General features: G+C 66.2%; 15 protein-coding genes. All 15 read right to left on the reverse strand.

Going from position 1 to position 14,775, the window contains the following annotated elements; translation table 11 throughout:
• Positions 1–26: 26 nt before the first annotated feature.
• Complete coding sequence (locus tag D9V34_RS10285; protein ID WP_121688733.1) at positions 27–383, reverse strand: helix-turn-helix domain-containing protein; 357 nt, start codon at positions 381–383, stop codon at positions 27–29.
• Positions 370–873: a hypothetical protein gene (locus D9V34_RS10290; protein WP_121688734.1), complete on the reverse strand. Its 504-nt coding sequence runs from the start codon at positions 871–873 to the stop codon at positions 370–372. The genes D9V34_RS10285 and D9V34_RS10290 overlap by 14 nt, the downstream gene beginning before the upstream one ends.
• 145 nt (positions 874–1,018) lie before the next feature.
• Positions 1,019–2,779 carry a 2-isopropylmalate synthase gene (gene leuA / locus D9V34_RS10295; protein ID WP_121688735.1) on the reverse strand — a complete coding sequence of 587 codons (1,761 nt, stop codon included), beginning with the start codon at positions 2,777–2,779 and terminating at the stop codon, positions 1,019–1,021.
• A gap of 210 nt (positions 2,780–2,989) precedes the next feature.
• Positions 2,990–4,462 (reverse strand): ABC transporter permease, encoded by a 1,473-nt coding sequence (locus D9V34_RS10300; RefSeq protein ID WP_245991995.1) that lies wholly within the window; start codon positions 4,460–4,462, stop codon positions 2,990–2,992.
• A complete protein-coding gene (locus D9V34_RS10305; RefSeq protein ID WP_121688736.1) occupies positions 4,459–5,220 on the reverse strand; it encodes an ABC transporter ATP-binding protein in 762 nt (253 codons plus the stop codon). Before D9V34_RS10305 ends, D9V34_RS10300 begins: the two co-directional genes overlap by 4 nt.
• Positions 5,221–5,407: 187 nt before the next feature.
• Positions 5,408–6,088, reverse strand: a complete 681-nt coding sequence (locus D9V34_RS10310) for a response regulator (RefSeq protein ID WP_121688737.1) — start codon at positions 6,086–6,088, stop codon at positions 5,408–5,410.
• 11 nt (positions 6,089–6,099) lie between these two features.
• Positions 6,100–7,341: a sensor histidine kinase gene (locus D9V34_RS10315; RefSeq protein ID WP_121688738.1), complete on the reverse strand. Its 1,242-nt coding sequence runs from the start codon at positions 7,339–7,341 to the stop codon at positions 6,100–6,102.
• A gap of 56 nt (positions 7,342–7,397) precedes the next feature.
• Positions 7,398–8,327 (reverse strand): GTPase Era, encoded by a 930-nt coding sequence (gene era, locus D9V34_RS10320; protein WP_121688739.1) that lies wholly within the window; start codon positions 8,325–8,327, stop codon positions 7,398–7,400.
• Between the two features lie 40 nt (positions 8,328–8,367).
• Entirely contained in the window at positions 8,368–9,669 is a 1,302-nt protein-coding gene (locus D9V34_RS10325; RefSeq protein ID WP_121688740.1) for a hemolysin family protein, read from the reverse strand.
• 51 nt (positions 9,670–9,720) lie between these two features.
• Complete coding sequence (ybeY, locus tag D9V34_RS10330) at positions 9,721–10,182, reverse strand: rRNA maturation RNase YbeY (protein ID WP_030143672.1); 462 nt, start codon at positions 10,180–10,182, stop codon at positions 9,721–9,723.
• On the reverse strand, positions 10,179–11,273 hold the full coding sequence (locus tag D9V34_RS10335; protein ID WP_396822696.1) for a PhoH family protein: 1,095 nt from the start codon (positions 11,271–11,273) through the stop codon (positions 10,179–10,181). Before D9V34_RS10335 ends, ybeY begins: the two co-directional genes overlap by 4 nt.
• A gap of 1 nt (position 11,274) precedes the next feature.
• Complete coding sequence (locus D9V34_RS10340) at positions 11,275–11,628, reverse strand: histidine triad nucleotide-binding protein (protein ID WP_030143674.1); 354 nt, start codon at positions 11,626–11,628, stop codon at positions 11,275–11,277.
• A gap of 82 nt (positions 11,629–11,710) precedes the next feature.
• Positions 11,711–12,454: a 16S rRNA (uracil(1498)-N(3))-methyltransferase gene (locus tag D9V34_RS10345; protein ID WP_121688741.1), complete on the reverse strand. Its 744-nt coding sequence runs from the start codon at positions 12,452–12,454 to the stop codon at positions 11,711–11,713.
• A gap of 1 nt (position 12,455) precedes the next feature.
• Positions 12,456–13,553: a molecular chaperone DnaJ gene (gene dnaJ / locus D9V34_RS10350; RefSeq protein WP_121688742.1), complete on the reverse strand. Its 1,098-nt coding sequence runs from the start codon at positions 13,551–13,553 to the stop codon at positions 12,456–12,458.
• Positions 13,554–13,661: 108 nt separating this feature from the next.
• On the reverse strand, positions 13,662–14,684 hold the full coding sequence (gene hrcA, locus D9V34_RS10355) for a heat-inducible transcriptional repressor HrcA (protein WP_121688743.1): 1,023 nt from the start codon (positions 14,682–14,684) through the stop codon (positions 13,662–13,664).
• Positions 14,685–14,775 lie beyond the last annotated feature (91 nt).

A 14,775-nucleotide genomic window follows, 5' to 3' on the forward strand; every position in this document is an offset into this window, starting at 1 on the left:
TTCGCTCCTCCCCCAGCCAACGATTTCTACTCTGCAGATCGGTTGGCCTCCAAATGCCGGCTTTCCCGCTCGGCCGGCACCAGCGGCCGCCCGGTTTCTATATCGGTCAGCGACCACTCGGCACGGTAACCCAGGGCGCTCAGCACACGAGCAAAGGCCGCGACATTCACATTCCCATCACCGTTGACCACCGCGAGAATGTCAGGGACGGAGACTCCCACCCTGTGGGCGAGATCTTCCGGCAACGCACCCCGTTCATGAATGGCCTGCTGGAGCGCCACCACCGTTTTGTCCATCAAGCTTGCCGCCTCTAACTCCTTTGCCTCGACGTTGGCGAGCAGGCCCGCCAAGGAGAACGCCCCCGTGTGTTCAGCGTGCGTCATGAGAGAGGTCCTCCTGCATGACCTTCCATGCTTCGGCGAGGTGTTTAGGGTCCGTGTGCTGTGACTGCTTGGAAAATCCAAAACCCAATCGGAGCTCCTCATTCAACGACCTGACCGGAAGCACGTGCGTTCCGCTCCAGTGATCCCACCCGGCGGGCGATTGTGGGTGCTGAATTCCCGAGCCATCGGTGTCGAAAAAACTGAGCCGCAACCCCCACTCTCGAAACTCCCAGAGGCCACCACCGAGATAGTTGGTCTTCGAATGCGAGATTGTGCGTCCCTCCGAAAGATTGCGAATGACGCCAGCCAGTCTGACAAGATAGCGCGGCTGCTCCGCCAGTGGTGGGGCACCCGTGTTTGGCATGAGCCTTCGCTCACGCAACGCATTAAAAAACTCGCGTGCAGGAACGGTGATTCGATCACCACGCACACACATTGTGATCAGGAAGCTTCTCCCGTCAAAGACGACGGGGCGCACTAATTCGGCCACTGTTTCTCCTCGATTTGAGCCCAATAAAGAGGACCGAATCTACGCCGTCCCCGGCCCGCGCACAAGAGAACGGACACGGCGGACAAAACGCCGAAACGCCGCGGGCCCGCACACAATGTGCGGGCCCGTGGCGTGAGGGAGGAGGTTAGGCGTTGACCAGTTCCGGCTCGGCGTCCACGCGCGAGCGCAGGGCGCGGTTCACACCCGAGACGATGGCCTTGAGCGAGGCGGTCGAGGAGTTGGAATCGATACCGATGCCCCACAGGCGCTGGTCGCCCACGCGCAGCTCCAGGTAGGACGCCGCGGCCGCGTCGCCACCGGCGCTCAGGGCGTGCTCGACGTAGTCATACACCTCGACGTCGATGCCCTGGGCGGCCAGGACGTTGACAAACGCGGCGATCGGGCCGTTGCCGGTCGCGGTCTGGTCGGTGACCACGTCGCCATCGCGCAGGGTCGCGGTCAGCTCGGTGGCGCCGTCGCGGCTCGAGGTGTGGGTGTCGCGCAGCTCGAAGCGGCCCCACTTGGCGGCGGCATCGGCGGCGGGCAGGTACTCGTCCTGGAAGATGTTCCAGATGTTCTCGCTGGTGAGCTCGCCACCCTCCGAGTCAGTCACACCCTGCACCACGCCGGAGAACTCGATCTGCAGCTTACGCGGCAGGTCCAGGCTGTGGTCGGCCTTCAGCAGGTAGGCCACGCCGCCCTTACCGGACTGCGAGTTGACCCGGATCACGGCCTCATAGGAGCGACCCAGGTCCTTGGGGTCCACCGGCAGGTAGGGAACGGCCCAGACGATGTCGTCCACGCTCTTGCCCTGTGACGCGGCATCCGCGGCCATGGCCTCGAAGCCCTTCTTGATGGCGTCCTGGTGGGAACCGCTGAACGCGGTGAACACCAGGTCTCCGGCCCACGGGCTGCGCTCGGGCACCGGCAGCTGGTTGCAGTGCTCGGCCGTGCGCTTGACCCGGTCGATGTCGGAGAAGTCGATCTGCGGGTCGATGCCCTGGGTGAACATGTTGATGCCCAGAGCCACCAGGTCGACGTTACCGGTGCGCTCACCGTTACCGAACAGGCAGCCCTCGATGCGGTCGGCCCCGGCCAGGTAGCCCAGCTCGGCGGCGGCGATCGCGGTGCCGCGGTCGTTGTGCGGGTGCAGCGAGATCAGCACGTTCTCGCGGTTGTTGATGTGGCGGCCCATCCACTCGATCGAGTCGGCGTAGACGTTCGGGGTGGCCATCTCGACGGTCGAGGGCAGGTTGATGATGACCTTGCGCTCGGGGGTCGGGACGAAGACCTCGAGGACGGCGTTGACGACCTCGACGGCGTATTCCAGCTCGGTGCCGGTGTAGCTCTCGGGCGAGTACTCGTAGTACACGTCCGTCTCGGGGATGGTCTCCTCGTACTTCTTGCAGAGCTTCGCGCCGTCCACGGCCAGCTGGGTGATCGCGGCCTTATCGGCGCGGAATACCACCTCGCGCTGCAGCACCGAGGTCGAGTTGTAGAGGTGAACGATGGCCTGCTTGGCGCCCTTCAGCGACTCATAGGTGCGCGCGATCAGGTGTTCGCGGGCCTGGGTCAGGACCTGAATGGTCACATCGTCCGGGATCGCGTTTTCCTCGATCAGGCTGCGCACGAAGTCGAAGTCGGTCTGGCTCGCGCTCGGGAACCCAACCTCGATCTCCTTGTAGCCCATCTCGACCAGCAGGTCGAACATGATGCGCTTGCGCTCGGGGCTCATCGGGTCGATCAGCGCCTGGTTTCCATCACGCAGGTCAACCGCACACCAGCGCGGGGCCTGGGTGATTTCCTTGCTGGGCCAGGTGCGATCGGGCAGATTCACGTTGATCTGCTGGGAGTACGGAACGTACTTGTGGATCGGCATGGCCGAGGGCTTCTGGTTGTTCTTCATTGCGGGGATCTCCTCAAAAATTATGGGTGAAGCCAACAAACGCCGCGACGAGAGGGGCTTGAACTAAGCCTCGTCGCGGCAGCTAAGGAGCAGACCCGCAAAGAACACGCGTTTAGCCTAGCACCAAATCGACACACCCCACCCCACCCGTGTCTCCAGAGGACACGGGTGGGGTGGGGTGATCGAGTCTCAGAATCGGCGGAACGCTGCCTAGTCGGCGGCCAGTGCGGCGACCGCACTCCCCCGCGTGGCCCGGCGCGAGGGGGCGAGCGAAGCCCCGATCGCCACCACAATTGCCAGCACCAGGATGATCCCGAACACACCCCAGGGCAGGGCCGGTGTCACCAGGCCGTGACCAAGCATCGCGCCCAGCGTGGCCTGGGCACCACACCAGCCATAAAAGGTTCCCAAAATCAGTCCGAAGAACACCGACACCAGGGTCATCTGGGCGGATTCGGTGATGATCATCCGGCGAATCTGACCGGTCGAGAACCCCAGCGTACGCAGCAGCCCCAGCTCCGGTGCCCGCTGGATCACGCCGAGCGCCAGGTTGTTCACCAGGCCCACCGCGGCGATCAGCGCCGAGAACCCGAATAGGCCGGAGAAGATTGCCAGGGTCATCGTGAGGATCTCGTTCATTCCGTCCGCGTACTCGGGCTGGGCGTCGGCGATCCCGATCATCATCTGCACGTAGGTAGAGCTGGCGACCGCAAACATGGTGACCAGGGTGACCCCGATCACGATGCCCACCATGCTGCGGGCGCTACGTTCGGGATAACGCACGGCGTTGGCGGCGGCGATCCGGGCGGCCGGGCTGCGGCCCATCCAGCCACCGGTCAGGCGTAGTAGCGCCGGCATCAGGACCGGCGACAGCATCACGATTCCGCTGAAGGACAGCACGCCACCCACGAGGGCCACCAGCAGCCCCAGCGGGGAAAACAGCCCCAGCGCGACACCACCCAGCAGCGCGAACAGCCCACCAATCAGCAGCACGTAGGCACCGACCCGACGGCCGAGCGAGACCGGACGGGTGGGATCCGCGGCGGCCACGCCGAGTGCCTGGATCGGAGTCACCTGGGACACCCGCTGTGACCCGACCCAGGAGGCCAGATAACCCATCGCAATCGTGATCAGGAACGGCGCGATCAGTAGCGGATCCAGCACATCGTAGGTGGTTTCGGGCAGCACCTTGGCGTCCACCAGCATCGGCACACCCACCAGGCCGGCGACGATGATCGGGACGGTACCGATCAGCGCACCCAGGGCCGCACACGCCAGTCCCTCCCGGGCGATGCCGCGGCGCAGCCGGGACGAGTCGGCACCGATCAGGCGGTACAGCGCGATTTCGCGCACCCGTCCGGCGATTACCGTGGCGACCGTATTGGCCGTGACCACCGCCGATACATAGATCGCGATCGCGAAGAACACCGCGCTCACCACGAGCACCGTGAGGCGCACCGACTCGTGCTCCCCGGCGAGCTGGTGGGCCCCGATTGCCGCGGCCACCACGGTGGTCGCGATCACCAGGGCCGCACCAAACGCCCCCGATAGTGCGGCCACGATGATGCTCGCGCGATAGTCCCGCAGACGCATTTTGCTTGTGCGTGCACCTCCGCGCGCGCCGGTGGAGCGGTATTCGGCCGGCGAGGAGGCACGAACCTCCGCGGCGGCGGCGCGGCTCACGCGGCCTCCTCGAGGGAGAGCATGAGCGAGGAAATCTCGGCGGCACCGGTGCGGCCGATGTCGTGGCGCAGCGAACCGTCGGCGAGGACCACGATCCGGTCGGCGTAGCTCGCGGCAATCGGGTCGTGGGTGACCATCGCGATGGTCTGATCAAAGCGGGCACAGGCATCGGCGAGCAAGCTCAGAACCTCGCGGCCGGTGCGCGAGTCCAGGGCACCGGTGGGCTCATCGGCAAAGATGATCTCGGGACGGGTGGCCAGGGCGCGGATGATCGCCACCCGCTGCTGCTGCCCGCCGGAGAGCTGGTGGGGCCGGTGATCCAGGCGATCCCCCAGGCCCAGGCTCGTGCACAGGTCGGTGATCCAGGCGCGCTGGGTCGCGTCGATGCGGCGTCCACCGAGATCGAAGGGCAGCACGATGTTCTCCCACGCGGTGAGCGTGGGCACCAGGTTGAAGGACTGGAAGATGAAGCCCATGCGGTCCCGGCGCACCCGGGTCAGGGCCGCATCATCCAGCGCGCCGATCTCGGTGTCACCGAGCCACACGCGGCCCGAGGTGGGAGAGTCGAGTCCCGCGGCAATGTGCATGAGGGTGGACTTACCCGAACCGGAGGGGCCCATGATTGCGGTGAAGCGGCCTCGCTCGATGTCGAGGCTCACGGCGTCGAGAGCCACCACGGCACCCGAGCCGATGCCGAAGGATTTGGTGACCGTGTCGAGGCGAGCTGCGAGCACGGGGCTGGAGGAGGAAGTGGTCATGTCCCCACAGTAGAAACAGCCGGGCATCCGTGGCATCAAGCGGCGGAGGGAACCCGCGTCATCCCAGCGGCCGATCCCCGGACCATGCCGGTCAGCATCCGGGATGATCACACCCCGAACACGCCGGACTACCGTGCGTCGTGCGGAGTATTCGCGGGTGAACTCGACCGGTCGCGCGCGGCCGAGGCTACTGCGCGTCGTGCGGGGTATTCAGTCCGTGTTCGTAGGCGAAGACCACCAGCTGCACGCGATCACGAAGCGAAAGCTTGGCCAGCACCCGGCTGATGTGGGTCTTGACCGTGGCCTCGCTGAGGAACTCATGGGTGGCGATCTCGGTGTTGCTCAGGCCGGCGGCCGCCAGCCTGAAGATCTCGGTTTCGCGACCGGTCAGTGTGGAGAAGGACTCGGGAACGGCGCGGGTGGCCGGTGCCGCAGAGACCGAGCTGAACAGGTCGTGTACGGCGCCCGGGGCGATCACCGCGCTCCCCGCAAACACTGTGCGGATCGCGGCGAGCAGGAACTCGGGCTGGGTGTCCTTGAGCAGGAACCCGCTGGCCCCGATGCGCAGCGCGCGGGCGGCACCCTCATCCAGATCGAAGGTGGTGAGCACCACGATCTTCGGGGCGGGCTTTCCGGAGCGGTCTGCCTCCTCGAGGATGGCCGCGGTGGCCGCGATCCCATCCAGGTTGGGCATCCGCACATCCATCAGGACCACATCCGGTGCGGTATTGCGCACCAGCTCGATGCCCTCCTGACCGTCGGCGGCCTCACCGGCAAACTCCAGGTCCGGCTGGGAGTCGATCAGCATCTTGATTCCGGCACGGAACAGCGACTGATCATCAACGAGGGCGACACGAATCGCGGTCATGGGGTTTCCCTTCACGAGGAAGTCGGGCGGACGGCACCCGCGGGCATATGAACCGTCACAACAAAATGATAGGCGTTGGCGGCGCTCGGCGGGGTGAACGCGACCGAACCACCCGCCAGGGCGGCGCGTTCCTGCATCCCGGGGAGGCCGTGGCCGCCCGAGCGCGGTGCCAGACCGGGGTTTGGGGGCAGCGTGGCATTGTCGATCTGCACGGTGAGGGCCCCCGGACGCCAGTGGAAGGCGAGGAGGACCCGACGGGCACGATCCCCGTGCCGCAGCGCGTTGGTCAGCGACTCCTGCACGATCCGGTAGAGCGCGATCTGCTGGCCGGTGGGCAGCGGAATCAGCTCACCGGATTCGATGTAGTGCACCTCAAGGCCGGTGGATCGCATCTGCTCGATCAGGCCGCCCAGGTCGCTCAGCACCGGCTGCGGGCCATCACCCTGGCTGTGACGCAGCTCACTCAGCAGGAGTCGCACATCGGTCAGGGCGCTGCGCGCGGTACCGGCCACGGTTTCCAGGGTTCCAGCCAGGGCATCGGCATTCCCACGGTGCACGTATCGCGCACCATCGGACTGGGCGATGATCACCGCGAGCGAGTGCGCGACCACGTCGTGCATATCGCGGGCGATGCGGTTGCGTTCCTCGAGGGCAAACATCGCCTGCTGGGCGGCGAACTGCTCCCGCTCGGCCAGGTAGCGTTGGCGCCCCTCGGCTCGGGCCCGGCGACCCGTACGCACCAGCAGACCGATGGTCCAGGACAGCGCCAGCACCACCACGGCGGCGACCGCCGCCAAGGTCCCGAATACAGCGATCGTACGCATCGTGTTTTCGGAATCGGAGGCGGTCCCGCGCACGATAATGATCGCCGTGTAGTACCCGGCCAGGAGTCCACCCACCAGGGCGGACCCGAGCCCGAACCAGCGTGCAGCCCGCTCGGCGTAGGCTCCGGTGGTGTAAAGCACCGCCAGGATCGCCGCATTGGCGAGGGTCGCCGGAAGCCCGGCCGAGAGCTGCGCGATGACCCCGACCCAGGCGATCATCAGGGCCAGCCCCGGGGAGAACCGACGCAGTCCCAGGGCCGAGACCATCGCCAACACGAGGATCAGACCGGGCAGCCCGTCGCCGTAGCTGAGCGGCACCACGATGGCACCAAAAACCACGGCGACCACGAGGTCGACCACAAGCTGGATGCGCGTAAGCTGCCGGAACACGAAGCCCACGCTACCCGGCCACACCCAGGTGCGGGTCATAGATACCCCCTCCGGAGGCGAAGATCACTCTCGCGATGTATTTTACGAGATCGCGGCTAGAATCCCAGGCGGCCGAGCTGGTTCGGGTCGCGCTGCCACTCCTTGGCCACCTTGACTCGCAGCGAGAGGAACACCTTGCGTCCCAGCAGATCCTCGATCTGCTCGCGGGCCACCTGGCCCACCTCACGCAGACGCTGACCCTTATTGCCGATGATGATGCCCTTCTGGCTGTCGCGCTCCACAAAGAGGTTCGCGTAGATTTCCAGGAGGTCCTTGTCCTCGCGCTCGACCATTTCGTCGAGGGTCACCGCGAGCGAGTGCGGCAGCTCATCGTGCACACCCTCCAGCGCAGCCTCGCGAATGAACTCGGCGATGCGGTCCTCATCGGACTCATCGGTCACGGTCTCCTCGGGGTACATGGCCCCGCCCACCGGCATGAGCTTGATCAGCTCGTCGGTGAGGATGTCCAGCTGGTCGTCGGTTACGGCCGACACCGGGATGATCAGGTCCCACTCGCGCAGCTCCTGCACGGCCAGCAGCTGCGAGGCGATACCGGCACCGCCGATGGTGTCCACCTTGGTGACGATCGCGACCTTCTTAGCGCGCGGGTAGAGGTCCAGCTGCTCGTTGATGAAGCGATCGCCGGGACCCAGCTTCTCGTTGGCCGGGAGGCAGAAGCCGATGACGTCCACGTCACCCAGGGTGTTCTGCACCAGGTCGTTCAGGCGCTGACCCAGCAGGGTGCGCGGGCGGTGCAGACCCGGGGTGTCCACGATGACCAGCTGGCCGTAGTCGCGGTGCACGATACCTCGGATCGCGCGCCGGGTGGTCTGCGGCTTGGCGCTGGTGATCGCGACCTTCTCGCCCACCAGGGCGTTGGTCAGGGTGGACTTGCCCACGTTCGGGCGGCCCACAAACGAGACGAATCCCGAACGGTACTTGGGGAAGCCTCCGCGCGGCTTGCGGGTGGGTTCTTCGGTGGTCATGCTGTGTCCTCTTTGGGGTGTTGGGGTGGAGCGTTCGAGGCTAGTTGTCGCCCGGTGCGTCCGGAAGTGTGGGGATCGAGGTCTCGGCGATCAGCGCACGCGTGACCAGCACGGTGGTGACTCGGCCGCGACGACCATCGGTGCGTTCGGCGGTGAGTTCCAGCCCACCCACGATCGTGCGGGCACCGGCCTCGGGCAGGCGACCCAGCGACTTGGCGATCAGGCCACCGACGGTGTCCACGTCCTCATCGTCCAGTTCGATATCGAAGAGTTCACCCAGCTCATCCACGGGCAGACGCGCACTCACCCGGAAGTTGCCGGGCGTGAGCTCCTCAACCTCGTTGGAGTCGGAGTCGTACTCGTCGGAGATGTCGCCAACGAGCTCCTCGATGATGTCCTCCATGGTGACCAGGCCGGCGATCCCGCCGTACTCGTCCACCACGAGGGCCAGGTGGTTGGATTCCAGCTGCATGCGGCGCAGCAGGTCGTCGGCCTTGGCCGAGTCGGGCACGAATACCGCGGCGCGGGCGGTTTCGCGCACCTCGCGCTCGCGGGCCGCCGCGTCACCCTCGTGGGCGATACGGGCGATATCACGCAGGTAGAGCACACCCACGATCGCGTCGGCCGACCCATCGATCACCGGGATCCGCGAGACACCGGTGCTCAGGAACAGGCTCATGGCCGCATCCGCGGTGGCGTCGGCATCGATCGTGATCATGTCGGTGCGGGGCACCATGATCTCCCGGGCGATGGTCTCATTGAACTCGAAGATCGAGTGGATGAGCTCGCGGTCATCCTCCTCGAGCACGTCCAGCTCGGTGGCCTCATCCACCATCGAGAGCAGCTGCTCCTCGTTGTTGAACGACACCGAGCGGGTGGTGCCCGGAGTGACCCGGTTGCCCAGGTGTACCAGCGCATTGGCCAGCGGACCCAGCAGCACCCGGACCGCGTGCAGCAGCGGGGCGGCAACCTTGAGTAGGCCATCGGCATGCAGGCGTCCCACGGTACGGGGGCTTGCCCCCACCAGGATGAACGAGACGATCGTCATGACCAGGGCCGAGATCGCCAGCGCGAGCCAGAAGTTGTCCAGCTGCGAGGAGATCTCCAGGGTGATCAACACCGCGGCGGTGGACTCGGCCATGATGCGGATAAACGCCAGGGCGTTCAGGTGCGCACCGGGGTCGGCGGCAATCGCCCGCAGCGAGCGCGCCGAGCGCGAGTTTTCGGCGAGTTCCAGCAGATCACTGCGGGACTTGACCGTGATCGCGGCATCCCCCGCGGCCATCAGGGCGGCAAACGCCACCAGGATCAGGGCGACGATGGCGGTAATCAGCTCACTCATGCGACGCTCCGTTGTGCTGCGGGGCAGGTTCTATGGTCACTCATTGGCGGCCTAGGACCGTCGCTCCTGCACGTGGAAACCGAGCAGGATATCGCGCTGGATGCCAAACATCTCGCGCTTTTCCTCGGGCTCGGCGTGGTCATAGCCGAGCAGGTGCAGGATGCCGTGGGTCGTGAGCAGCAGCAGCTCATCCAGGGTCGAGTGGCCGGCGGTTTCCGCCTGCGACTCGGCGACCTGCGGGCACAGCACGATGTCGCCCAGCAGACCCGCGGGGGTCGGCTGCTCGGGGGTACCCGGACGCAGCTCATCCATCGGGAAGCTCAGCACGTCGGTGGGACCGGGCTCATCCATCCACTGCACGTGCAGCTGTTCCATGGCCGCCTCATCCACGGCGACGATGTTGAGGTCGGCCTCGGGGCTCACGTGCATCGCGGCCAGGGCGAACTCCCCCAGGCGCTGCAGCGCGGCCTCGTCAATCTCGACGGCCGACTCGTTGTTGATTTCAATGCTCATGAGCTGGTGCCCCTCCTGGGGTTGCGGCCGCTCGGGCCGCCGGTTCCGGTGCGCTTTTCGGCGCGCTGTGCAAATTCGGCGGCACGATCTCGCTCGTGCCGGGCGGCGATCTGGCGAGCGTCATACTCGCCATAGGCGTCAACGATGTGACCCACGAGGCTGTGGCGCACCACGTCGTCGCTGGTCAGGTTCGCAAAGTGAATGTCCCCCACTTCGGAGAGCACCCGCTGAGCCACCTTGAGGCCGCTCAGTCCGGTGCCGAGGTCAACCTGGCTGGCGTCGCCGGTGATGACCATCTTCGAGTTGAAGCCGAGCCGGGTAAGGAACATCTTCATCTGCTCGGGGGTGGTGTTCTGCGCCTCATCGAGGATCACAAACGCCTCGTTCAGGGTGCGGCCACGCATATACGCCAGCGGGGCCACCTCGACGGTGCCGGCCGCGAGCAGCTTGGGCACGGTTTCGGGGTCCAGCATGTCACCCAGGGCATCGTAGAGCGGACGCAGATACGGGTCGATCTTGTCGCTCAGCGTCCCGGGAAGGAACCCCAGACGCTCCCCCGCCTCCACGGCGGGACGGGTCAGGATGATCCGCGAGACCTCCTTGCGCAGCAGCGCCTGGACGGCCTTCGCCATCGCCAGGTAGGTCTTACCGGTTCCGGCCGGTCCCAGCCCAAACACGATGGTGTACTCGTCGATCGCATCGACATAGTCGCGCTGACCGGCGGTCTTGGGACGCACGGCCTTGCCCTTGCTGGACACGATGCTCTGACCCAGCACATCGCTGGGACGCTGCTCACCATCGGTGATGATCTTGATCGAGGCGGTCACATCGGCGGGCTCGATCGTGTGGCCACCCTGGACCAGCGCGATCAGCTCGGCGATCAGTTCCTCAACCCGGGCCACATCATGTGCCAGCCCGGCCAGGGTCACCTCGTTGCCACGCACGTGCACATCCACCGCGGGGAAACGCCCCTCGATGGTGGAGAGCAGGCGATCCTCGGGGCCCAGCAGATGGACCATCGCCACCCCGTCAATCGGGATGCGTCGTTCGATGCGGTTGCTGCCGACCGGGGTATCTCCGGCCGAGGGCACGTTAGGCACCAAGTCGCCCCTCTTCCAGCTTGCCGGAGAGAACGTGGGCGTGCACGTGGAACACGGTCTGACCGGCGTTGGCACCGGAGTTGAAGACCAGGCGGAAGCTGCCGTCGGCGTGTTCGTTGGCAATGTTCTGGGCGAAAAGCACCAGCTCGGCGAGGAGCTCGGGGTCGGCGGCGGCCAGCTCGGCCACCGTCACATACTCTTCGGTTTTGGGCACAACCAGGATGTGCACCGGTGCCTGCGGTGCGATGTCGCGGAAGGCAATCAGGTGATCGGTTTCGGCGACGATGTCGGCGGGGATCTCTCGGGCGATGATGCGGCTAAAGATACTCGGCTCGGTGGCTGTCATAGCTCCATACTAGCGATCGGGGTGAACGTACGGGGTGTGCGCGCCGAAGAATTCACCGCGCACACCTCCCGAAGACCCGTTGCTACCACCGACCCAGCGCCGCGGTGATGACCGCGAGCGCCGCGGGGCCCGCGGTAGACGTACGCAGAATCGTGGTGCCGAGCACCACGCGGTGCGCGCCGGCCTGCTCCAGCACGTCCAACTCGCGGGAGGAAATACCGCCCTCGGGTCCCACCACCAGCACAATCGGCCGGGTGTCGTCGGTTTCGCGCGCGGCCATATGCGAGGTCAGGGCAACCGGCGCGGTGGGATCCAGCACCAGGACATCGTGGTCGGCGGCGAGGGCCGCGACCCCGGCGAGGTCCAGCAGGTCGTGCACGTGCGCGAGGTGCGGACGAATCGACTGCTTGGTCGCCTCCCGGGCGATGGTCGCCCAGCGCGCCCGCCCCTTGACCTTCTTCTGCGCATCCCAGCGCGAAATGCTGCGCTCGGCCGCCCACGGATACACCCCGGACACCCCGAGTTCGGTGGCCGCCTGGACGGCCATCTCGTCCCGGTCGCCCTTGGCAAGGGCCTGCACCAGGAACAGCTCGGGGGTCGGCAGCGGATGCACCTCGACACTCAGCGCCTCGGCCTCCAGCAGACCCGGGGTCGAGACGGTCACGCGGGCACCAATCAGCAGGCCCGCGCCATCGCCAAGGAAGAGCTCCTCGCCAACACGGATCCGGTTGACGGTCACCGCATGCTTGGCCTCGGCACCCTCCAGGGTGATCGTGTCGCCCACGGCGGGCACCCCGACAAAATCGCGCAGAAACAGGCTCGACATGCTAGCCGCGCAGCTTATCGCGGAGCTTGGCAAACAGGCCCTGCTGGAATTCGCCCAGCGCGGCGGTCTTGTCCTTGCGCTTGGCGGCGAACTTCTCGATCAGCTCGCGCTCCTTGTGGTCCAGCTTGGTTGGGGTCATCACCTGGATGCCGATGCGCAGGTCGCCGCGGCCGTGGCCGCGCAGCTTGGTGATGCCGCGGTCGCGCACGGTGATCACGTCCGAGCTCTGCACACCCGCCTTGATCTCGACCTCGAGGTCGCCATCGAGGGCGTGGATCGTGGTGGTCGATCCGAGGATCGCCTCGGTCATCGGCACCTCCAGGGTGCACAGCAGGTCGTCGCCGTTGCGGCTGAAGACGTCGTGGTGGCGCACCTTCATTTCCAGGTACAGGTCACCGTTCGGGCCACCGGCCGGGCCGATTTCTCCCGATCCGGGCATCTGCAGGCGCAGACCGGTGTCCACACCGGCGGGGATGTCCACCGAGACGGTGCGGCGGGCGCGCACGCGGCCCTGGCCCTGGCAGCCGACGCAGGGGTTGGCGATGATGGTGCCGTATCCGCGGCAGGACCCACAGGGGGTCGAGGTCATCACGTTACCGAGCAGGCTACGAACCGGACGCTGGATTGTGCCCGAACCGCGGCAGATGTCGCAGGTCACCGGCTGGGTGCCGGGCTGGCAGCAGGAACCCTGACAGGTCTCACACAGCACCGCGGTGTCGACCTCGAGGTCGCGGTGGGTGCCAAACACAACCTCGCCGAGATCAAGCTCAACCCGCAGCAGGGCATCCTGACCGCGCTCGCGACGCGACTTGGGTCCGCGCTGCTGGCCGCCACCGCCGAAGAACTGCTCGAAGATGTCGCCGAAGCCGCCAAAGCCCGCGTCGCCGCCCTGACCGGTCTCGCCGCGGTCGTAACGGGCACGCGAGTCCGCGTCACCCAGCACATCGTAGGCGTGGGTCACGAGCTTGAAGCGCTCCTGCGCCTCCTCGGAGGGGTTCACATCGGGGTGCAGCTGACGAGCCAGCTTGCGGTAGGCCTTTTTGATGTCTTCAGCCGATGCGTCCTGCGAAACGCCCAGTACCTCGTAGTGGTCAGCCACCCGTGATCCTCCATGGTGGCGACGCCGAAGCGTCGCGCAATTGATTGTTGTGGCCAGCGACCCAAGATGGGCAGTGGCCGGTTGAACGGCGGCGTAAACGCCGCGGGGTTAGTTCTCGCCGAGCTGGCGGGAAAGATAGCGTGCCACGGCGCGAACCGAGGCAATGTTGCCCGAGTAATCCATTCTGGTGGGTCCAAGGACCCCGAGACGGGCAATTTCGCCCGCAGAGGAACGGTAGTTCCCCGCGACGATCGAGGTTTCGGCCAGGCCGAAGGGTTCATTCTCGCGGCCGATGCGGGCGGTAATCCCCGCCGCGTCGATGCTCATCTCGCCAAACAGGCGCATCAGCACCACCTGCTGTTCGAGGGCCTCCAGGACCGGATAGATACTCCCGGCGAAGTCCTCCTCGCTGCGGGCAAGGTTGGCGGTACCCGACATCACCAGGCGATCCTGGCGGTATTCGGCCAGCTGTTCATCCAACGCATCGCAGATTCGATCCACCAGACCCGGGTGTCCGGGAACGCCCAGCGCTCGCACCCGCACGAGCACCCGCGAGGCGTCCTCGACGCTGTGACCGAGGAGCTCGTGATTGATGCGCACCTTGAGGTCGTCCACATCCTCGGTGGACAGCGGCGCGGTCACCTCAACCGTGCGCTGCTCGACCCGACCGTTGTCGGTAATGAGGACAACCAGGAGACGGGCATCCCCCAGCGAGACCAGCTCGACGTGCCGCACCTGGGCGCGGGCAAACGAGGGGTACTGCACGATCGCCACCTGGTTGGTGAGCTGGGAGAGCAGACGCACCGTGCGCGAGAGCACATCGTCCAGGCCCACCCCGTCGCCGAGGAATTCCTGAATCGCCCCGCGCTGCGCGGGCGAGAGCGGGCGCTGCTCGGCCAGGTGATCCACAAAGAGCCGGTAGCCCTTATCGGTGGGGATGCGGCCCGAGGAGGTGTGCGGAGCGTGGATGAGCTCCTCGTCCTCCAGCTGCGCCATATCGTTGCGAATCGTCGCCGCCGACACCCCGAAGGAGTGGCGTTCAACGATCGCCTTGGAACCCACGGGCTCCCGACTGGAGACATAGTCCGACACGATCGCGCGAAGGACGGCTAGGCCACGCTCGGAGACCATCGGTCACCTCCACCTCATCGCGACTTCCCCGGGGAAATCTGGACTCATTCGACGTGGGCAAGCATCCGCACACACGGATTGGCACTCGTCA

This window comes from Mycetocola lacteus, assembly GCF_003667575.1.
Lineage (GTDB): Bacteria > Actinomycetota > Actinomycetes > Actinomycetales > Microbacteriaceae > Mycetocola > Mycetocola lacteus.